The organism is Acinetobacter sp. WCHA55 (genome assembly GCF_002165305.2).
Taxonomy (GTDB): Bacteria; Pseudomonadota; Gammaproteobacteria; order Pseudomonadales; family Moraxellaceae; genus Acinetobacter.
The window spans coordinates 84963-104527 of sequence record NZ_CP032286.1; the positions used below are offsets into that span (position 1 = coordinate 84963).

21 protein-coding genes are annotated in these 19565 nt (G+C 42.3%); 8 read left to right on the forward strand and 13 right to left on the reverse strand.

The window, feature by feature from the left end; genetic code table 11:
* Positions 1–45: 45 nt before the first annotated feature.
* The 3 genes from CDG62_RS03185 to CDG62_RS03195 form a co-directional block, all read right to left on the reverse strand.
* Positions 46–408 carry an HIT family protein gene (locus tag CDG62_RS03185; RefSeq protein ID WP_087526624.1) on the reverse strand — a complete coding sequence of 121 codons (363 nt, stop codon included), beginning with the start codon at positions 406–408 and terminating at the stop codon, positions 46–48.
* 74 nt (positions 409–482) lie between these two features.
* Complete coding sequence (locus tag CDG62_RS03190) at positions 483–1223, reverse strand: dienelactone hydrolase family protein (RefSeq protein WP_087526625.1); 741 nt, start codon at positions 1221–1223, stop codon at positions 483–485.
* Between the two features lie 166 nt (positions 1224–1389).
* The gene (locus CDG62_RS03195; RefSeq protein WP_004647174.1) at positions 1390–1548 is read right to left on the reverse strand and encodes a DUF1328 domain-containing protein; all 159 of its coding nucleotides are present in this window, start codon (positions 1546–1548) and stop codon (positions 1390–1392) included.
* Positions 1549–1749: 201 nt separating this feature from the next.
* Between CDG62_RS03195 and CDG62_RS03200 the strand changes: the two genes are divergently transcribed.
* Positions 1750–2202, forward strand: a complete 453-nt coding sequence (locus CDG62_RS03200; RefSeq protein ID WP_087526626.1) for a YcgN family cysteine cluster protein — start codon at positions 1750–1752, stop codon at positions 2200–2202.
* 98 nt (positions 2203–2300) lie between these two features.
* The gene (locus CDG62_RS03205; protein WP_087526732.1) at positions 2301–3575 is read left to right on the forward strand and encodes a replication-associated recombination protein A; all 1275 of its coding nucleotides are present in this window, start codon (positions 2301–2303) and stop codon (positions 3573–3575) included.
* 114 nt (positions 3576–3689) lie between these two features.
* Here the strand turns inward: CDG62_RS03205 and CDG62_RS03210 are convergent, their stop codons facing one another.
* Positions 3690–4304, reverse strand: a complete 615-nt coding sequence (locus CDG62_RS03210; RefSeq protein ID WP_087526627.1) for a LysE family translocator — start codon at positions 4302–4304, stop codon at positions 3690–3692.
* Between the two features lie 95 nt (positions 4305–4399).
* On the opposite strand from CDG62_RS03210, the gene CDG62_RS03215 reads away from it, so the two are divergent.
* Positions 4400–4858, forward strand: coding sequence for an Lrp/AsnC family transcriptional regulator (locus CDG62_RS03215; RefSeq protein WP_087526628.1), 459 nt, complete (start codon positions 4400–4402; stop codon positions 4856–4858).
* 134 nt (positions 4859–4992) lie between these two features.
* On the opposite strand, the gene CDG62_RS03220 is transcribed toward CDG62_RS03215, so the two are convergent.
* From CDG62_RS03220 to dapA, 8 genes are all read right to left on the reverse strand, one after another.
* Complete coding sequence (locus CDG62_RS03220; protein ID WP_087526629.1) at positions 4993–5769, reverse strand: ABC transporter ATP-binding protein; 777 nt, start codon at positions 5767–5769, stop codon at positions 4993–4995.
* 8 nt (positions 5770–5777) lie between these two features.
* Positions 5778–6491 (reverse strand): ABC transporter permease, encoded by a 714-nt coding sequence (locus CDG62_RS03225; protein WP_087526630.1) that lies wholly within the window; start codon positions 6489–6491, stop codon positions 5778–5780.
* On the reverse strand, positions 6488–7177 hold the full coding sequence (locus tag CDG62_RS03230) for an ABC transporter permease (RefSeq protein ID WP_087526631.1): 690 nt from the start codon (positions 7175–7177) through the stop codon (positions 6488–6490). Before CDG62_RS03230 ends, CDG62_RS03225 begins: the two co-directional genes overlap by 4 nt.
* An 84-nt stretch (positions 7178–7261) precedes the next feature.
* The gene (locus tag CDG62_RS03235; protein WP_087526632.1) at positions 7262–8047 is read right to left on the reverse strand and encodes an ABC transporter substrate-binding protein; all 786 of its coding nucleotides are present in this window, start codon (positions 8045–8047) and stop codon (positions 7262–7264) included.
* 443 nt (positions 8048–8490) lie between these two features.
* The gene (locus tag CDG62_RS03240) at positions 8491–9147 is read right to left on the reverse strand and encodes a YrbL family protein (RefSeq protein ID WP_087526633.1); all 657 of its coding nucleotides are present in this window, start codon (positions 9145–9147) and stop codon (positions 8491–8493) included.
* A 242-nt stretch (positions 9148–9389) separates the two neighbouring features.
* On the reverse strand, positions 9390–10109 hold the full coding sequence (purC, locus tag CDG62_RS03245) for a phosphoribosylaminoimidazolesuccinocarboxamide synthase (protein WP_004691818.1): 720 nt from the start codon (positions 10107–10109) through the stop codon (positions 9390–9392).
* A 36-nt stretch (positions 10110–10145) separates the two neighbouring features.
* A complete protein-coding gene (locus tag CDG62_RS03250) occupies positions 10146–10754 on the reverse strand; it encodes a lipoprotein-34 precursor (NlpB) (protein WP_087526634.1) in 609 nt (202 codons plus the stop codon).
* Between the two features lie 13 nt (positions 10755–10767).
* Positions 10768–11667, reverse strand: a complete 900-nt coding sequence (gene dapA, locus CDG62_RS03255; RefSeq protein WP_087526635.1) for a 4-hydroxy-tetrahydrodipicolinate synthase — start codon at positions 11665–11667, stop codon at positions 10768–10770.
* A 584-nt stretch (positions 11668–12251) separates the two neighbouring features.
* On the opposite strand from dapA, the gene pncA reads away from it, so the two are divergent.
* From pncA to ppk1, 3 genes are all read left to right on the forward strand, one after another.
* Complete coding sequence (pncA, locus tag CDG62_RS03260; protein ID WP_087526636.1) at positions 12252–12890, forward strand: bifunctional nicotinamidase/pyrazinamidase; 639 nt, start codon at positions 12252–12254, stop codon at positions 12888–12890.
* Between the two features lie 69 nt (positions 12891–12959).
* The gene (locus tag CDG62_RS03265; RefSeq protein ID WP_087526637.1) at positions 12960–13934 is read left to right on the forward strand and encodes a bile acid:sodium symporter family protein; all 975 of its coding nucleotides are present in this window, start codon (positions 12960–12962) and stop codon (positions 13932–13934) included.
* A 145-nt stretch (positions 13935–14079) separates the two neighbouring features.
* Positions 14080–16143 (forward strand): polyphosphate kinase 1, encoded by a 2064-nt coding sequence (gene ppk1, locus CDG62_RS03270; RefSeq protein ID WP_087526638.1) that lies wholly within the window; start codon positions 14080–14082, stop codon positions 16141–16143.
* 54 nt (positions 16144–16197) lie between these two features.
* Here the strand turns inward: ppk1 and CDG62_RS03275 are convergent, their stop codons facing one another.
* Positions 16198–17451, reverse strand: a complete 1254-nt coding sequence (locus tag CDG62_RS03275; RefSeq protein WP_087526639.1) for a hypothetical protein — start codon at positions 17449–17451, stop codon at positions 16198–16200.
* 77 nt (positions 17452–17528) lie between these two features.
* Here CDG62_RS03275 and serB point away from each other — a divergent pair, with 77 nt between their 5' ends.
* Together serB and aciT are read left to right on the forward strand one after the other, a co-directional pair.
* Positions 17529–18749: a phosphoserine phosphatase SerB gene (gene serB, locus CDG62_RS03280; RefSeq protein ID WP_087526640.1), complete on the forward strand. Its 1221-nt coding sequence runs from the start codon at positions 17529–17531 to the stop codon at positions 18747–18749.
* A gap of 411 nt (positions 18750–19160) precedes the next feature.
* Positions 19161–19496 (forward strand): ciprofloxacin tolerance protein AciT, encoded by a 336-nt coding sequence (gene aciT, locus CDG62_RS03285; RefSeq protein WP_087526641.1) that lies wholly within the window; start codon positions 19161–19163, stop codon positions 19494–19496.
* Positions 19497–19565 lie beyond the last annotated feature (69 nt).

The following is a 19565-nucleotide window of genomic DNA, read 5'->3' on the forward strand; positions in this document are numbered from 1 at the left end:
GCACATAAAAAATGGCGCTTATGCGCCATTTCAAACCATAAAAACTTAGTCTTTGGTCATACCCCAACGTGCATCGAGTTTTAGCTCTTGGTCTTTGTAGCGTGGAATAATATGGATATGTAAGTGTTCAGATACATCCCCAAATATTTCACCGTCATTAAAACCAATATGAAAGCCTGAAGGTTGATGACGTAATTGGAGTTCATTACGTGCCAGTTCCAGCAAAGACATTAAACTTTTACGTTCTTTGTCGGTGATGTCAAAAAATGAGCTCACATGACGTAGAGGGATAATGACACAGTGACCTTTAGACAATGCATTGGGTTCGGGCAAAATTACCCCAAAGTCATTTTTATCAAGCACGTCATATTCATCAAAATTACAATATTGGCAGTGGGTCTCAGTCATTGTTATCTCCTCTAAAATCTAATTATGTATCCTGTTGGATCTGAAAAATCAAATATTTGATTTTTCAGCTCTAGTTAAGCACTGAGATTGCGTTCTAGCAAGTCATACATTGCATCTAGCCCTTGTCTTTCTGCTTCTGGGTTATAGCCCAAGTCTACGCCATTGGCTTTGGCACGCTCATCGGCCAATGGGTTGCTAAAACCGTGCTTCGCATCTTCAAAAATAATGACTTCATGGTCCACTTTGGCAGCATGCATTTCTTCACGGAAGCTGGCAACATCATCCAACGTGACCATGCTGTCTAACTCACCATGTAAAACTAAAATTTCACCTTGAATTTGACCTTCGACCGCAGGGGCTTTGGGTGCCAATGTTGCATGGAAAGTCGTCACAGCTTTAAGTGGTGCGCCTGAGCGAGCTAAGTCTAAAACCACTTTACCGCCATAACAAAAACCAATCGCCGCCAGTTGATCGGCATTCACTTCAGGCTGGGCAACAAGCGTATCTAAACCTGCTTGAGCCCGGTTGACGATGGTGTCTGCATCCGCAAAAGTTTGCATCATCCATTCATAGGCTTGTTTCGCATCTGTGGTGACATTTTTGTCACCGTACATATCAATCGCCAGAGCAGCATAACCATGTTCAGCCAGTTCGCGAGCACGTTGTTCAGTATATTCATTTCGGCCCCACCATTCGGGTGCAACGATGATACCTGCATGCGGTGTTTGAGAGCTTGGTGCTGCAAAATAACCGATTAAGCGTTGCCCATCGGCGGCGTTATATTGAATTTCTCGAGTTTGAATACTGATTGTCATGCTCAAATCCTGATAGATGATCTACTTTGATTAAAGCATAAAAAGTTTTACAAGGATTTGAAAAATATTCCAATGTATATGAGAAGTGTGAGAAATTATTTTTAAAGGCACACATAAAAAAAGAAGGATCTGAATCCTTCTTTTTCTTTATTAAGAGTCGCGTACTTTAGACTTTGCCACGGGATAAAAATCCGACAATCGCAAGAATCACAGCAATCACCAATAAAATAATCGCAAAGTCTTTGGATAAACCAGCTACGCCACCAAAACCAAGTAAACTTGCAATCAGTGCAATCACTGCGAAGATAATCGCCCAACGAAACATAATTTTTCTCCATAGATGTTCTTATTTATTACTCTATTAGTATAGAAACAAGGTTCAGACACACTGTGTTGCTTTTGTTTAAAAAGTGTTCTATTTGTATTTTAAGTTTATGAATATGATGTAAATATTGAAAATTATATGGTGCTGAAAAGTACGGTTACTATAGGGTATAATACGCTATTGTGTTTATCGGCAAGCGTCATGTCCAACGAATTACGACCAGAGTTTTGGAAGCATTATGCTCTAACTGAGCTAAGCCCAGCAGAGTGGGAAGCGTTATGTGATGGTTGTGGTCTATGTTGTCTGGTGAAACTTGAAGATGAAGAAAGTCAAGAAGTCGCCTATACCAAAGTGGCCTGTAAACTGCTGGACTGTCAAACAGCCAGTTGTCGAGATTATCCGAATCGTAAGCAGCATGTGCCCGACTGTATCCAGCTTACGCCAGAACTTTTAGACACAATTCATTGGTTACCTCCGAGCTGTGCTTACCGCCGTCTGCATGAAGGTAAAAATTTACCCAGATGGCACTATCTGAACACGGGCTCACGTCAAAGTATTCTGAAAGCGAAAAAGTCTGCGGCAGGACGTTGTATTTCTGAAGAAGATATTCAGGATAACGACATCGAAGACTATATTGTGCGTTGGGTTCGCTAGCCGATAAAAGCACAATCAAATTGCATGAAAAGCTTGTGTCATTTGCCTGAATTTGCCATAACATAAGCATTCGATGAATGCATTTAAGTCTTAGCCCTATGTCCGATAGCAATATTCCACTGCCTGAACGTTTACGCCCGCGTGATTTATCTGAAATTATTGGGCAGGATCACTTATTGGGTGAGCAGGCACCGCTCCGCCAAATGATTGATCAAGGGCATTTGCCATCGATCATTTTTTGGGGGCCGCCAGGTGTGGGTAAAACCACGATTGCATTATTGTTGGCGCAAGCGATCGATCGACCTTTTGTCAGCTTATCCGCACTGAATACGGGGGTTAAAGAACTCCGTGAGATCATTGCCGATGGCGGAGATTTAATGCCACCTGTGGTGTTTATTGACGAAATTCATCGTTTTAACAAATCACAGCAAGATGCCTTACTCAATGCTGTGGAGAAAGGCAAAATTACCCTCATTGGTGCTACTACCGAGAATCCTTCTTTTGAAGTCAACAGTGCCTTGTTGTCGCGTTGTCAGGTCTATACTTTAAATGCGCTCGATGCCGATGCGATTCAAACTTTATTACTGCAAGCGATTAAGAACGACAAGTTTTTAAAAGAGCGTTATATTCAGATTGAGGAATTTGAAGCACTGGTGCAGTTTGCCGCAGGTGATGCCCGTAAAGCCTTGAATTTAATTGAACTCATTGCGGGCACCTTCGAACCTGACGTTGAAAATATCGTGACCAATGCAATGGTGGTCAAAGTTGCACAGCAAAATATCGCCCGTTATGACAAGTCGGGTGAGCAGCATTATGATTTGGTGTCGGCTTTTATTAAGTCGATTCGGGGAAGTGATCCCGATGCTACCCTGTATTGGATGGCACGTATGCTCAAAGGCGGAGAAGATCCCGTTTTTATTGCCCGTCGGATGTTGATTGCAGCCTCTGAGGACATTGGCAACTCAAACCCCAATGCACTTCTGCTGGCTGGAGAATGCTTCCGTTCTGTTCAAGCGGTGGGCATGCCAGAGTGCCGAATTATTCTTGGGCAGTGTGCAGTGTATTTGGCGACCAGTGCCAAAAGTAACAGTACTTATCTTGCGATTAACAAAGCGTTGGATTTGGCCGAAAAAACAGCAAATTTACCTGTGCCGCTACATTTAAGAAATGCGCCGACCAAGTTAATGAAAGAGCAGGGTTATGGCGTCGACTACTTGTATCCGCACAACTATCCAGAGCATTTTGTGATGCAAGAGTATTTACCCCCTGAGCTCAAAGGAACCAAATTGTATGAGTCGGCACGCAATAAGCGTGAGGTTGAGGGTGAGCGGTTACAGCAGCGCCGTTGGCAACAAGAACAGCAACAACAGTAGTAGTAGTAGTAAAAAAGCCTGATGAAAAAAAATCAGGCTTTTTGTTTTTGGGACTTAGGATTTAGTCATATCGTTTGACTGCTATTTTCTTGAAGCGCTGTAGTATTTTTATGTTCAGATGTACATATTCATCAGTTTCAATGCGGCAGGTAACACCGCGGCTAATAAGGCAATTGCCATTGTGATATTAAAGCTCCAGGCAAAGCGCGGTTTCATCAAATATTGGCGTAAGAAAAGGCCACCGATTGCCCAAACCCCTACACATGGAATGGATACCCCCATTAAAATCAGGGCAGCATAAAAGATGTCGCTGACAGGAGGATTTAAAGCAAAATAAGTCGAGACTGTGCTGATAGAGATGATCCATGCTTTGGGATTGGCCCACTGAAATAACGCACCTTGCAGAAAGCTCATGGATGGTTTCTGCTCTAATTCGATGTTGAGTGGCCCACTAGATGCAATTTTCCATGCAAGCCAAAGAATATACATAAAACCAATAAAACCTAAAATAAATTGAAGCTGAGGCAGAGTAAGGAAAATTTGGTTCAATCCGATGCCGATGGCGAAGAGTTGCACAGCCACACCAAAGGCAATGCCTAAAACCAGAGGTAGGGTTTTACTGATACCAAATCGTGCACCAGACAGCATAACCAGTGCATTATTGGGTCCAGGTGTGCAGGTCATCACGACACAGAACAATAGATAAGAGACAAGCAGTGATGCATTCATAAAGGGGATGGGTTAATCAAATAAATATGATTTTATTGTTGATCTAGAACAATTTGATTGTATATTGATCTTTAAAAATGAATTTTATGCAATAAATGATTGAATTTGACCGCTTAGACCGAAAAATATTGTGTGAGCTTGAACGCGATGCACATTTAACCAATATTAAACTGGCAGAACGTGTAGGGTTGTCGCCTTCGGCCTGTTTACGACGCGTGCAAGAGTTGGAAAGAATGGGTGTGATTCGAGGCTATAAAGCGGTGATCGACCGTTCGCTTTTGGGGGTTGGTTTAACGGTTTATGTGACTATCGGGCTGTCTTGCCACTCAAAAGAGAGCTTGAGTCAATTTGAGGATGTGATTTCTGCTGCGGATGAAGTGACAGAGTGCCATACCATTACAGGTTCGGTTGAGTATTTGCTTAGGATTGAAGTGGCAGACATTAAGTCTTATAAAAAGTTTCATACTGATGTTTTGGGAACGATTCCAGCCATTAGCTCGATCACCAGCTTTTTAGTGATGGATACCACTAAAAATCGGTATACCAATCTATAAAAGCTGAAGTGGAAAGGTAAAAAAACCGAGCGAAACTGCTCGGTCTTTATCTGAATACATATCACTTTACGGGATACACTTTATCTTTTTAACTAAGCATTGAATGTTGAATCAAGCTCTTGAAGGCTATTCAATTATTTAAAGTTACCCTCTAAAAACTGTTTTAGGCGTTCACTTTTCGGGTAAATCAAAACTTCTTTTGGATCACCTTGTTCTTCAATTTTGCCTTGATCTAAGAAAATGACATGATTGGACACGTGGCGTGCGAAGCCCATTTCATGAGTCACCACAATCATGGTTCGGCCTTCTTCGGCCAAACTTTGCATCACTTTCAACACCTCCCCCACTAGTTCAGGATCTAGAGCACTGGTCGGCTCATCAAACAACATCACTTCCGGCTCCATCGCCAAGGCACGGGCAATCGCGACGCGTTGCTGTTGCCCTCCTGACAAAAAAGATGGATATTTCTTTTCGACACTTTCTGCAAGCCCAACTTTTCTTAAATATTTTCGTGCACGCTCTTCCGCCTCACTCCGCTTTAGCCCCAAGACATGAATGGGCCCTTCAACGATGTTTTCTAATACCGTCATATGCGACCATAAATTAAAATGTTGAAAGACCATCATCAGTTGGGTGCGCATTTTTTGCAGTTGTTTGGGATTTGTGACTTTGAGATTGCCATTTTTATCCAAGCTAGTCTCTAACTGTTCGCCATTAAGTTGAATGCTGCCCTGGCTCGGTTGCTCTAGAAAATTGATACAGCGAAGAAAGGTACTTTTACCTGAACCCGAGGAACCAATTATACTAATTACATCACCTGCATGTGCCTCTAGGGAAACCCCTTTTAAAACTTCATGATCGCCAAAACTTTTACAAAGATCTCGAATCACCAGTTTTGCTGAATTTTCCATTGTTTCTCCTAATGATTCGATGGTTTTAAAAACGCCAACCAGCGTTGTTCCAATTTACGAAAGATCCAAATAAGGATAAATGCCAGACAGGCATACAGCACGGCAGCAATGCCAAAGGCATCGAACGTGGCATAAGTGGCAGCATTGACATCCCGTGCAATTTTTAAAATATCAGGTACAGTTGCAGTGAAGGCAATGGTGGTTGCATGCAGCATCAAAATGACTTCATTGCCATAAAACGGCAGTGCTCGACGTAGCATCGACGGAATAATAATGCGGGTATAGCGTTTCCAAGGCGACATCCCAAAGGCTTTTGCTGCCTCAATTTCGCCGTAGGGAATCGAACGTATTGCCCCTGCAAAAATTTCAGTGGTATAAGCTGCTGTATTGAGTGCAAACGCTAAAATGGTGCAATTAAGCCCTTCTCTAAAGAACTCATCGAGCCGTTCATGGGCATGGACAAATTCAAGGCTATAAATCCCAGTATAAATAATCAGTAGCTGTACATATAAGGGAGTACCACGGAAAATATAAGTAAAAAACCAAACAGGTCCACGTACACAAGCATGCTCAGAAACTCGAGCAATTGACAAAGGCACAGCCAGAACAAAACCAATCGCAATTGATAAGGCCAGTAGCCACGCGGTCATGGCGACCCCAGTCATTTGAAAACCATCGGTCCACAAATAGGACTGCCAATATTGTTGAATAATCTCAATCATAGTTGTCCCTTCTTCACACCAGCAGAATAACGACGTTCCAGCAACATGAGAATCAAATTCGAAAGGGTGGTGATGGCCAGATAAATGACGGCTGCAACAATACTGAAATAGAACACTTGCATGCTGCTTCGACCTGCATCTTGGGTAATTTTGACGATGTCGGTCAAACCAATTAAGGACACCAAGGCGGTGGCTTTAATAAGGACTTGCCAGTTATTGCCAATCCCTGGTAAGGCAAAACGCATCATTTGTGGAAAGAGGACACGCCTGAAGACTTGAAATGGGGTCATGCCATAGGCATATGCAGCTTCAAGTTGACCTTTAGGGACAGCTTGAAATGCGCCACGAAAGGTTTCTGTAAAATAAGCCCCATAAATAAAAGCTAAAGTAATCACCCCTGCCACAAAGGGATTGATGTCAATTTGTTCCATATGGATCGATTCGGTAATCGAGTTCAATCCAAGTTGCAGGCTATAGAACAACAACAACATGATCACCAGATCAGGAACACTACGAATGAGTGTGGTATAGAGGGTTGCCACATGACGTAAGATTTGAATACGAGAGAGTTTGGCGCTTGCCCCAAACAATCCAATAATGATCGAAAGTACCAGTGATAACAAAGCAAGCTGTATGGTCATCCAAGTGCCACTGAGTAATACGGGACCATAGCCAGACAGAAACATACTCAGTTTCTCCGAGTAAAAATATAAAATTTTATAAATCAGCAATATGTAAAGGGTGTCGGTGTTGAACCAACACCCTATAGATTAATAAATGCTGAAGGAGAAGTATTTTTTCTCGAGTTTCTTATAGGTACCGTCGGCAATAATTTCAGCTAACGCTTTATCAATATTCTTTTTCAGATCAGCATCTTCTTTACGCAAGCCGATTGCAGCCCCCACACCGAGTGTTTTGGCATCGACCACATTATTGCCTGCAAAAGCAAAGCCTTTTCCTTTCGCCGATTTTAGGAAACCTGCATCGACCATAATCGCATCTTGTAAAGTTGCATCTAGACGCCCAGAAACCATGTCTTGGTAAAGCACGTCTTGGTTTGGATAAGGAACCACATTGACACCTTTAGGTGCCCAATAAGCTTTTGCGTAGCCTTCTTGAATGGTGCCTTGCTGTACACCCACGCGTTTGCCTTTTAAAGAGGTTGGTGTAGGGAGTAAAGGAGAACCTTTCTTCGCGACCATGCGGGTAGGCGTGTTGTAAATTTTATTACTAAATGCGATTTGTTTTGCGCGATCCGTAGTGACTGTCATTGAAGACAGGATGCCGTCGAATTTCTTCGCTTTGAGTGCAGGAATCATCCCATCAAAGGAGTTTTCTACCCAGACACATTTGGCTTTTAATTTGGCACAAATGGCATTGCCCAGGTCGATGTCAAAACCGACCAGCTTATTGTCAGGGGTTTTATATTCAAAAGGAGCGTATGCGGATTCTGTACCAAAACGAATAGTTTTCCATTCTTTGGCTTGAACAGAACCGCTCAACGCAGTGAGTACGAATGTGGTCGAAAGGAGTAATTTTTTTTGCCAGTTTTTCATTTTAAATATAGTCATCCATAAAAAATCAAATCTAGAAAATAAGACGAAGATAGAATTTACCCTACTGAGTACTTTTGAATAAAAGCAACATCTATACCAGCTTTCTACTCTTAGGAGATCGATGGATCTTGTCACCATGAGAGATGAGGAAATAAAGGTATTTTTCGGTTGGAATAATTTTTATCTGAGAACGTCCTGTTCATATATTTTTATCATATGAAAAAATGAAGGTGAGACATAGTTGAAAAATACCTGAAGTCTTGTGCGCTATGACGTACAGAATTGATGATTTTTTAACAGTGGATCAATGTTTTACAAGACTATTCCCCAGTGCTGAATAGTTTATAAGTAAGCTGAAGTACTGTATAGCTGTGGAGCTGAAAACAAAAAACCGAGCAGTTAGGCTCGGTCTTTTTGAATGACTGACACTTAAAGAAGTGGCATTAGCTTAGAGGAAGAAGCTCATCTTTTAAGTTCAGCATTTGCTGCATTTGGGCACGAATTTTTCGCTCAGTTTTTCGTACATTATGTGCATTAATTCTTTTGCTCATAGCTCGGATTGGAATAAATAATTTTTCACCCATACCATCGACCAAGACAAATTCGGGCTTATTATTTCGCTGCTCTGTATACATAATCCCTGCGATGTTTACTTCACCGAAGATAATATGTAAGTCGCAGCAAAGCTCAAAAAAGTTATCTAAAGCTTTGGCGTGTTTTTCCTCAAATTGACGTGATTTGCACAACTCAAATAAAGTCATACCTTCACCACTTGGACAGACAATTTTCTCAGTCACAAAACCCAAGCCTACAGAAGTTTTCACAAAACCATAAGGCATTTCGACAGGAAAGCTAAAGATGTTATTTTTATAATGATTTTTACATAGCTGTAGATATTGCAATAATTCACGGCGGAATTGGCGATAAACGCCTTGCGACATTCTACGTTTAAGTTTGCCATGTCCTTTCCAGCCACCATCTTCATCCACTCGATTTGGATTCATGACTTTGATGATTTTGTTTTCATCCTCAGGATGCTGAAACACCATTTTTGAACAGCCTTGTCCGATACATTGCAGTTCATCTAATTGATAAATCATAGGGCCTTCTATCAGGAGATATACAAGAAAGACATCATTAGAAATGTGATATTTCATGCGATGGAAATGACTATTTTACAAAAAAATAAATAAAATTTCATTAAACTTTAATATTCATGTTGTATATGGAGGATTAAAAAGAACTTAAAGGCTTGTGTTGCAGCTATAACAAGGCATTGATCTAAAATGTGAAGCATAAAAAAACCGAGTGTTTAAACTCGGTTTTTTGAATCTGTAACAGATTAGATATCAGAAAGGTCGATACCTAAACGTGCAGCAACTTCTTCGTAAGCTTCAACCACACCGCCTAAACCTTGACGGAAACGGTCTTTGTCGAGTTTTTTCTTAGTTTCTTTGTCCCATAGACGACAGCCGTCTGGAGAGAACTCATCACCAAGAACAATACGGTCGTGGAATACACCAAACTCAAGTTTGAAGTCCACAAGTAGCATGCCACCTTGGTCAAATAAGTTTTTAAGCACTTCGTTTACTTGGTAAGTGAGGACTTTCATTTGCTCAAGCTGCTCAGCAGTTGCCCAACCTAAAGCAATTGCTTGAGACTCATTGACCATTGGGTCACCAAGCGCATCATCTTTGAAAAATAATTCGAAAGTAGGCGGAGTTAATTCCTTGCCTTCTTCTACACCTAAGCGACGGCATAAGGAACCTGCTGCATAATTACGAATTACACATTCAACAGGGATCATGCTGAGTTTTTTCACTAGAACTTCTGTTGGAGAAAGAAGTTTTTCAAAGTGAGTCTCAATGCCAGCTGCAGCCAATTTATCCATGATAAAGGCGTTAAAACGGTTGTTCACCTTACCTTTACGATCTAGTTGTTCGATCTTTTCACCATTGAATGCCGAAGCATCATCACGAAAGACTAAAATCAGGTGGTCTGCACTGTCTGTTTCATAGACAGATTTTGCTTTACCAGTATAGAGCAAGGTTTGTTTTAACATGAGGGAACCTTTTTCAAAAAAAAATGCCTAGTACGACTAGGCTGGCCAATTTTGGTAAATCTGGGTTAACAATTCTGTGGCTTTTTCAGGCGCTGCAAAACTGTTATCGGCATTGAACACAGCGAGGTTGTTGCTGCTGCCAACCGCGGTCAGTCTTAACACATAGACCTGTTGATCGATTTTAATGGTTGCTTCATAACCATTTTTGCTTTGACCAACGAGTTGATGGTTGAGGCTGCTGAGGGTGGCAAGCGTATATTGCCAAATTGTAGCAGAATTTCCCTCAATTTTGAGCAGTGGATTCTTATTTCCGTCAATAATCAATTGAGGGTGGCTCATAGTTGTATCAACTGTTTCTGTTGATTCTGCATTGGACATGACTTGAGCAGCTTGAGGGCGCGGCATTGCAAAACGGTTTCCGCGCTTGTTTTCAAGTATAGGTGCATGTTCACGAGCGAGCGCTTCAACCGTTGGAGCTGGATACAACGGCGTTGCAGGTCGAACCATAGAGCCTTCAGGGTACTTAAGAGGTTCTAAGGTTGCGGTTTCTTTATAGTCCAAACTACCGTTATTGACTGCAAGGGAACTACAACCCGCTAAACTGACGACTGAAAGTGCGAGAGTAAGACCTAAACGTAACTGCATATTGATGTGCTCTTTATTTAATGACACCCGCCGTTGTGAGTGCTTCACGGAGCGGTGTGCGATATTGTTCTGCAAGTGGTGTTAATGGTAAACGAATACCCGTTTCGATTAACTCCATTTCATGAAGTGCCCATTTCACAGGAATTGGGTTTGATTCGCAAAATAGAATTTCGTGTAAATTTGCAACTTGGGTATTTAGGTTTTCAGCTTTTTCAGCTTCGCCTGCCAGTGCTGCCGCACAAACATCGCTCATTTCTTTTGGTGCAACGTTTGCAGTCACAGAAATATTGCCTTTTGCTCCCGACAGAATCAGTTGATAAGCTGTTGCATCATCACCTGAATAGACGGTCATCGCTTTGCCAGCAAGGCCTTCGAGCAGTGCTCGACCACGAGGTACATCACCTGTGGCATCTTTGATGCCCACAATTTGAGGAATATCGGCCAAACGAATGACCGTTTCATTCGCCATATCGACACCTGTACGACCAGGTACGTTATACAGAATTTGAGGAAGATCAACAGCTTCAGCAATAGCTTTATAGTGCTGATATAGTCCTTCTTGGGTCGGTTTATTATAATAAGGGGTAACCAAAAGAGCAGCATCTGCACCAAGTTCCTTGGCTTCTTTAGTCAACTCGATGGCTTCGCGCGTTGAATTCGCGCCAGTCCCCGCAATAATAGGGATGCGTTTGTTCGCGACACGAATGATTTCTTTAATCACTTGTGTATGCTCTTTCATGCTTAGAGTAGACGCTTCACCCGTTGTACCGACAGCAACAATGCTATTTGTGCCTTGTGCGATGTGCCACTCAACGAGCTTCTCTAGACCCTTCCAATCTACGCTGCCATCTTCAAACATAGGGGTGACGATTGCGACAATTGAGCCTTGGATGGTCTGTGCTTGCTGAGTCATTTTAAAAAAATATCCTATTTGTCCATCCAGTTAGGCCAGAAAAACATAAGATTGGATGGGTGCGTATTTTAATTTATAGCATTTTCAAAGCGCTGATGCATTGAATAATGCTTATGCAAATTATGAACGAACACAACATGAAGAACAATATGCTTTAGTCAAAGTGTATAAAATCTTTATCTTTCGCTACAAAAATACGGCTTGTTCAAATGCTAGACAAAGAAATGCTTTTCACTTTGCATCTGAAAAGAGTGTTTTGCATAACCTATGGCCGTGGATTGAGGTATTTAAAGAAAGAATCTCTTCATTTCAATTGAGGCTTAGAACCCGATCAAACTGACTATTGGGATGCAAGGTCAGGATTGAAGCGCTTTTAACGCTTACACTATTTCTCTAAACAGCGATGACACTATTCATTTAACGTTATAAATCAATATCTAGCATTTTGTTCTATATTCAATTTTCCGCAATACCCATTGCACTCAAGGATACAGTCATTTAATTTTGACCCGCGAGGATGAATACTGTTTTATAAATTAAGCTATGCTTGGCCTTCGAGCGAAAAACAAAAAGGACAGAGAAGAATGCAGAAGAATGTGGCACTGATTGTGGTGGATGTACAAAATGGTTTTACGCCTGGTGGAAATTTAGCGGTAGCAGGGTCAGATCAAATTATTCCTAAAATTAATCAGTTGGGTGATTATTTTGACCATATTGTACTCACCCAAGATTGGCATCCCGAAAATCACATTTCTTTTGCAGACAATCACCTCGATCAACAAGCCTTTCAAACCATTGAATTGGACTATGGCACACAAGTACTCTGGCCACGTCACTGTGTACAAGGCACACAAGATGCTGAACTGCATCCTGATCTCGACCTTGCCAAAGCGCAGTTGATCATTCGCAAAGGATGTCATGCGCACATTGATAGTTATTCTGCTTTTTTAGAAGCGGATCACAAGACCCAAACGGGACTTGCAGGTTATTTAAGAGAGCGTGGGATTGATACCGTGTTTATTGTTGGGATTGCAACTGACTTTTGTGTGGCATGGACAGCAATGGATGCCTGTAAACTCGGTTTCCAAACTTATGTGATTGCCGATGCCACTAAAGGCATTGATTTACACGGTTCTTTACAACATGCATGGCAAGAGATGCTGGCCCATGGTGTAAAACGTCTGTATTGCAAAGATATTGTGCAACAATATGCTGTGAACTGATGCGCTGAACCAATCGGCTCATCTTAATCACCATATCGACATTATAAAAACATGCAATAGGGAAAGGTCATGGGCACTTTTTTAAAATTTACCGCTTGGATTCAAAAAACCTTTGCCCTGTGGGTGGTGTTATTTGCAGGCATTGCGCTCCTGAGCCCTGAAACTTTTGTCTGGCTGAAAGCTTATATCACGTGGATGTTGGGCCTGATTATGTTTGGTATGGGCATGACCATGACACTGGAAGATTTTAAAGGTGTGATGCAAAGTCCTAAAGCGGTTGCAATTGGGGTAGCGGCTCAGTTTGTGGTGATGCCAAGCGTGGCTTATCTGCTGTGCTTATTATTTCGCTTGCCGACTGAAATTGCGATCGGGGTGATTTTGGTGGGTTGCTGTCCGGGTGGCACGGCATCCAATGTGATTACTTACATGGCGAAAGGCAATACGGCTTTGTCTGTCGCATGTACCACGGTATCGACTTTATTGGCACCCGTGTTGACTCCCGCCATTTTCTATCTACTGGCCAGCCAATGGATTGAAATTAATGCATGGTCGATGCTGAGTTCAATTTTGCAGGTGGTCCTGTTCCCGATCATTTTAGGGCTGGTGGTACGCGCCGTGCTGAAACAGAAAGTCGAAAGCTATATTTCGGTGATGCCCTTAATTTCTGTGGTGGCGATTGTACTGATAGTGGCAGCGATTATTGGCGGCTCAAAAGCACAAATTTTAGAATCAGGCTTATTGATTTTAGCTGTGGTGGCATTACATAACTCGATTGGTTATTTACTTGGCTTTGGCGCTGCACGAATGTTTCATTTGCCACATGCTGACTGTAAGGCGGTCTCGATTGAGGTCGGTATGCAAAACTCAGGACTAGGCGTGGCTTTGGCTGCTGTGCATTTTTCCGCTTCGCCAATTACGGCTGTACCTAGCGCAATCTTTAGTTTGTGGCATAATATTTCAGGGCCAATTTTAGCCAGTTATTGGGCCGCGAAAGAAGACGGCACTGCCAAGGAAAAAAGTGAAAAGGAACATATGTCAGTTTGAATACTGTACGCTGTTGCAGCTTTAAACATAAAGTCAGGATGAATTTTCTATTTGGCATGAGGTTGTAACTAAACTGTCATAAAGACTACCTAACATCCCTGCCAAACACTTCATAACAGACTGTTGCAAACAGCATTGAGAGGGTATGGATAATTTTCAGCATTCATCGGCGACGTATTTTAACCGAGAGCTATCGTTATTTGAGTTTCATCAGCGGGTTTTAGCACAAGCATTAGATCCGAGTTTGCCTGTGCTGGAGCGCTTAACTTTTTTAATTATTTTTTCACGTAATTTAGATGAGTTTTTTGAAATTCGTATTGCGGGCTTGATGAAACAACGCGATATGAATGTGATAGCACGAACCCCTGATGCTGTTCCCACTGAAGTGATATTAGAAGACCTGTCCGAATCCATTCATTGTGCCGTCAAAAAACAGTTTGAAATTTTAAATCATTCGATTTTACCTGAGTTACAAGCGCAAGGTATTCAGTTCATCCAGTTCCAAGATATTTTAGAAAAACATAAAGCGTGGATTGCAGAATATTTTGCCAAAGAAATCCAACCCGTTTTGACCCCAATCAGCTTAGATCCGTCACATCCTTTTCCTCGCCTCGTGAATAAAAGTCTGAATTTCATTGTGAGTTTACAAGGTAAAGATGCTTTTGGACGAAGCATTGAGATGGCGATTGTCCCAGCGCCGCGCTCATTACCGCGTTTAATTCAGATGCCGAAAAACGTGGCAGGCAATATCGACACGCAGATTTTTTTAACCGCAATGATTCAGCAGCACATCAGTGATCTGTTTCCAGGGATGAAAGCCACGGGTTGTTATGCTTTTCGTGTGACACGTAATGCTGATCTGATTTTGTCGGAAGATGTTGACGATTTGGCGGTGGCACTCAAAGATGAGTTGTCTTCACGTCGTTTTGGTCGCGCGGTGCGTTTAGAAATTGAGGATGACTGCCCCGAAGCGGTGATTGATTATCTGCTCAAGGAATTTGATTTAACTGAGCAGGAACTCTATCGTATTAATGGGCCGATCAATCTTTCACGTCTCAGTACCAGTTGTGACCGACCTGAACTGAAGCATCCCGTGTTTATCCCAGTCATTCCCAAAGTTTTGCGCAAACAAAAAAGTACCTTTGATACCTTAAAAGCACAGGATGTGTTGTTGCATCATCCTTTTGATTCTTTTCAGCCTGTGATTGGCCTATTAAAAGAAGCTGCGAAAGATCCGAATGTGCTGGCAATTAAACAAACGCTCTACCGTAGCGGACCTGACTCGGAAATTGTACAGGTCTTGGCAGAGGCGGCACGAAATGGCAAGGAAGTCACGGCAGTGATTGAGTTACGTGCTCGTTTTGATGAAGAGTCAAATATTACTGTGGCCAATATTTTGCAAGAAGCGGGGGCAGTGGTGGTGTATGGTATTGTCGGCTATAAAACCCACGCCAAAATGATTTTGATTGTACGCCGTGAAAATGCTCAGCTGATCCGTTATGCCCATCTGGGCACAGGCAATTATCATGCGGGTAATGCACGTATGTATACCGATTATGGCCTGATGACTACACAGCCTGATATTTGTGAAGATGTACACCGTATGTTTCAAGAACTGACGGGGATGGGCAAAATGGCCAAATTGAAGGCGTTGTTACATGCGCCTTTTACCTTACACAGTGAACTGTTAAAACTGATTGAGCAAGAAATTCAGTTTGCGCAAGCTGGTCAAAAGGCACGCATCATCATTAAAGTCAATGCCTTGACGGAGCCTCAGTTAATTGCCGCACTGTATCGTGCGTCACAAGCAGGGGTGCAGGTTGATCTGATTATCCGTTCGATCTGCTGTTTGATTCCACAGGTCCAGGGCATGTCTGAAAATATCCGTGTACGTTCGATTGTGGGCCGTTTTCTGGAACATACCCGCGTGTATTGTTTTGAGCATGGCGGTGAGAAAAATCTGTACTGTGCCAGCGCAGATTGGATGGGCCGTAATTTATTTTCGCGTGTGGAAACTTGCTTTCCTATATTGGATCGCACTTTGAAAAAGCAGATTTATAAAGACGGATTAATCAGTTACTTAAATGATTGTTTGAATGCTTGGGAGCTACAGGCCAATGGTCATTGGCTTAAAGTGGCCTGTACCGATCCGGAGCAAAGGTATAGTGCGCAGCAACATTTGATTGCACAAAAGCAACTCAAAATTTAACAGTTGCCATAAAAAAGCCTGACATGCGTCAGGCTTTTTTATGATTGAACTTAATTAAGAGGCTTTAGATTGTTTTGCTTTTAAAATTTCCGTTCTTAAGCTTTGTGCCAACTCTGCAGACTCTGAACCCATGCCATTGACCATAAAGGCATGACGGGTCAAGACATTGGTGGGATTGGGTAAATTCACCAGTTGGTAACTTTCAGAAATGTCTTTCAATAATTCGTTGCTTAAATGTATGGCACTTTCTTTAGCAGACAACTGTTGGACCAAACGCTCAGCAGCTTGATTTGCAGACAGCTGCATTGCATCGACTGCGGTTGAAATGCCACAGCGCGTTTGCAAAACAAAGCGCTTTTCTTCGCGGTAACGTTTATACAAAACCTCAGAAAGCAGTTGGAATACACTGCTGATCATCATTAAACACGGTACCGCATTCGGTGTGTCTGTCGACATACTGAGGGTAGCACCATGCTCATTAAAGGATTGAACTGTAGTGATGTCTGCGCTGTTGAGTTTGTAGTGTTTTAAACACAGTTCTGTGCTTTTATTGAGAAAAATCTGACACAAATTAAAGTATGGGATAGACACGGTTGTATTCACCGAGTCCATCAGTTGTTTCGGGTCATAAAATTGAATATTGAGCGCAACCGAATGATTGTCCACGATCACAGGTTTCTGTTCTTTAGGCTTCGCACTGGTTTTGATTTGTTGTTGTACTTGGGCAATCGCGACTGCTGTATGGTGTTTTTCCTGTTCTAGTGTTTGTGTTAACACCTGAATTTCGTGTTTTAAGCGAGATTCATTATTGATCCGTGCCAAATATTCGGTACGGCTTGGTCGCGCAATGGCGCGATAGGCCAGCCACAATAAACCATGAATCGCTAAGGACAATAAAATCGCTAACCACTGAGTACGTAAAATTTCACCCATACTTGGTTTAATGAGCGTGATTTCAATGCTACCCACTTTCTTTTCATTTTGCAGCGCATCACGGACAAACACTTCGCCATCACGTGTTCGAACTTGGCCACCTGTCGCTAGGACTTGATTATTGGCATCCAAAATACGAATGGAAGCTACGCTTGGATTGGTCGCATAGCGATCGACCAAAAGCGCAAGTGAAACCGTGTTGGCTGGTTCCAGCTCTGCAAGACTGTCTGTCACCAATTGAGAGGTCATGAGCTGGCCTTGGTTGGCACGGTTTTCATTCAGTTGATGAGTCGTTGCCAACACCAATAAAAAGGTATGTAAAGCAAAACTTACAATTAATAGGCTAGCAAATAGCCCTTGTCTAGGCGCATTCAACGTAAACTTCCAAAGAAAATATATTCAATTTCGATTATGATTCTAACAATAGTCGTAGCTCAGACCCGAGTCAATTCATGCGAGAAATCATTCTTATTTCATTTTTAGGACCAGACCAACCTAATCAGTTCACTCGATTAATGCAGGTATTGTCCACTCATTCATTACAAATTCTAGATGTCGGACAAGCAGTTATTCATAACCAATTGACCTTAGGTATTGTTATTTCTTCAGATGACCAAACCGCAACAGCTTTGGCAATGAAGGAAATTCTAATTTTAGCACATGATATTGGTTTAACTGTACGTTTTAAACCAATCACTACAACTGAATACGACCAGTGGGTGAGCGAAGGTGGACGGACGCGCTATATAGTCACAGCTTTAGCGCCAGAGCTTGAGGCGTCTCACTTACAAGCAGTTACAAATATTGTGTCCAACCAAGGTTTCAACATCGAAACTGTGACCCGTTTGTCCGGTCGTCCAGTGTTAAATGGCGAAGTCGATGGGCCGAAACGCGCCTGTGTTCAATTTGGTTTAAGTGGGCAAATGCTGGATGCCGCAGCCATGCGTGCAGCTTGTTTACGTTTGTCACACGAACTGAATGTCGATGTAGCGGTACAAGAAGATAATGCCTACCGCCGTAACCGTCGTTTGGTCTGTTTTGATATGGACTCGACCTTAATCGAGCAAGAAGTGATTGATGAGTTAGCTATTGAAGCAGGTGTCGGCGCGCAAGTCGCTGAAATCACAGAACGTGCCATGCAGGGTGAGCTGGATTTCCAGCAAAGCTTCCGCGCACGTGTCGCACTGCTCAAAGGGATGGATGCCTCTGTCCTACCTAAAATTGCAGAACGTCTGACTGTCACAGAAGGTGCTGAACGTTTGATCTCAACTTTAAAAGCATTAGGTTACCGTACCGCGATTTTGTCGGGTGGGTTCCAGTACTTTGCTGAGTATTTACAAGCCAAACTGGGCATTGATGAAGTGCATGCCAATATCTTAGACGTTGAAAATGGGTTGGTCACAGGCGAAGTGAAAGGCCACATTGTCGACGGTGCTCGTAAAGCATTATTGCTGCGTGAATTAGCTGAAAAGATGGGGATTTCGCTTGAACAAGCCATTGCTGTAGGCGATGGTGCAAACGATTTACCGATGCTGTCGATTGCTGGCCTAGGTGTAGCTTTCCGAGCGAAACCATTGGTAAGACAAAACGCCAATCAAGCGATTTCAAGTGTTGGTTTAGATGGTGTTCTGTATTTATTGGGTGTGCACGATAAAGATTTGAATCGTGCCTAATAGCATTTGTGAGGATAAAAAACGCAGTCCTTGAGCTGCGTTTTTTTTGTTGCAAATTTAAGCAAAAAGCGATGAGTGGTCAGTGAAAAATGTCGATAAAAACAACGATCAACAGAATTGGAAAAAATATTTTTAAGCGCTGAAAATACGGGTTTTATTTTGTAATGACACGCCAAGACTGAGCGCGTCTTTGTTTTGGAAAAGTTCAAATCTAAAAAAATGTAATGACAATATAATATGGCGACAACGTATGTCGCATTCTAAAAATACAAGCCTTTTTTTCTTTTCAAAACTACTCATAATGCATGCATAGAGTTTGAAAGCTACACAATCCATTAATTTTAAACGGTATCGGGGATGAGTTCAGCACAGCATATTCAGTGCTTGAATTTATCTTAGACGGAGGTTTTTATGGTAACAGCGAATTTAGCAACCATCGTTGGCTTAAGTTTAGTCGCCGCTGCGTTAATTGCTGTTTTCTTTTCGCCTTATCGTCGCTGGTTGAGTTTTATGGTGGCGGGTATGGTGTTTTGGGGAATCTTGGAAGTCATTCGCCTAGGTGTGCAAGCAGTGTTTGAAATGCCGATCACTTATAGCTACTTAACTGCTTTAACTTCAGCGATGCTTATTGTGACGATGTTACTTCTACGTGAAGACCGTCGCGCAGAACGTGCACTGGCGCAGCGCCGTTGTATTGAACATACTCCTGTATATGAAGATGACCAACAGCAGTACTCTAGCCGCTAAGTCATAACCTCATACCGTAAAAGAAGATGCCCTGTGCATCTTTTTTACGTTCTTACATGATTGTTATAC

What these genes read in the sequence shown, in the direction of transcription:
- purC (WP_004691818.1), bottom strand. Translation starts at nt 10,109, where the DNA reads ATGTTAAAACAAACCTTGCTCTATACTGGTAAAGCAAAATCTGTCTAT.
- CDG62_RS03265 (WP_087526637.1), top strand. Translation starts at nt 12,960, where the DNA reads ATGGGCACTTTTTTAAAATTTACCGCTTGGATTCAAAAAACCTTTGCC.
- CDG62_RS03250 (WP_087526634.1), bottom strand. Translation starts at nt 10,754, where the DNA reads ATGCAGTTACGTTTAGGTCTTACTCTCGCACTTTCAGTCGTCAGTTTA.
- CDG62_RS03240 (WP_087526633.1), bottom strand. Translation starts at nt 9,147, where the DNA reads ATGATTTATCAATTAGATGAACTGCAATGTATCGGACAAGGCTGTTCA.
- CDG62_RS03235 (WP_087526632.1), bottom strand. Translation starts at nt 8,047, where the DNA reads ATGAAAAACTGGCAAAAAAAATTACTCCTTTCGACCACATTCGTACTC.
- CDG62_RS03230 (WP_087526631.1), bottom strand. Translation starts at nt 7,177, where the DNA reads ATGTTTCTGTCTGGCTATGGTCCCGTATTACTCAGTGGCACTTGGATG.
- serB (WP_087526640.1), top strand. Translation starts at nt 17,529, where the DNA reads ATGCGAGAAATCATTCTTATTTCATTTTTAGGACCAGACCAACCTAAT.
- CDG62_RS03215 (WP_087526628.1), top strand. Translation starts at nt 4,400, where the DNA reads ATGATTGAATTTGACCGCTTAGACCGAAAAATATTGTGTGAGCTTGAA.
- CDG62_RS03225 (WP_087526630.1), bottom strand. Translation starts at nt 6,491, where the DNA reads ATGATTGAGATTATTCAACAATATTGGCAGTCCTATTTGTGGACCGAT.
- dapA (WP_087526635.1), bottom strand. Translation starts at nt 11,667, where the DNA reads ATGACTCAGCAAGCACAGACCATCCAAGGCTCAATTGTCGCAATCGTC.
- CDG62_RS03220 (WP_087526629.1), bottom strand. Translation starts at nt 5,769, where the DNA reads ATGGAAAATTCAGCAAAACTGGTGATTCGAGATCTTTGTAAAAGTTTT.
- CDG62_RS03185 (WP_087526624.1), bottom strand. Translation starts at nt 408, where the DNA reads ATGACTGAGACCCACTGCCAATATTGTAATTTTGATGAATATGACGTG.
- CDG62_RS03190 (WP_087526625.1), bottom strand. Translation starts at nt 1,223, where the DNA reads ATGACAATCAGTATTCAAACTCGAGAAATTCAATATAACGCCGCCGAT.
- aciT (WP_087526641.1), top strand. Translation starts at nt 19,161, where the DNA reads ATGGTAACAGCGAATTTAGCAACCATCGTTGGCTTAAGTTTAGTCGCC.
- CDG62_RS03200 (WP_087526626.1), top strand. Translation starts at nt 1,750, where the DNA reads ATGTCCAACGAATTACGACCAGAGTTTTGGAAGCATTATGCTCTAACT.
- CDG62_RS03195 (WP_004647174.1), bottom strand. Translation starts at nt 1,548, where the DNA reads ATGTTTCGTTGGGCGATTATCTTCGCAGTGATTGCACTGATTGCAAGT.
- pncA (WP_087526636.1), top strand. Translation starts at nt 12,252, where the DNA reads ATGCAGAAGAATGTGGCACTGATTGTGGTGGATGTACAAAATGGTTTT.
- ppk1 (WP_087526638.1), top strand. Translation starts at nt 14,080, where the DNA reads ATGGATAATTTTCAGCATTCATCGGCGACGTATTTTAACCGAGAGCTA.
- CDG62_RS03205 (WP_087526732.1), top strand. Translation starts at nt 2,301, where the DNA reads ATGTCCGATAGCAATATTCCACTGCCTGAACGTTTACGCCCGCGTGAT.
- CDG62_RS03210 (WP_087526627.1), bottom strand. Translation starts at nt 4,304, where the DNA reads ATGAATGCATCACTGCTTGTCTCTTATCTATTGTTCTGTGTCGTGATG.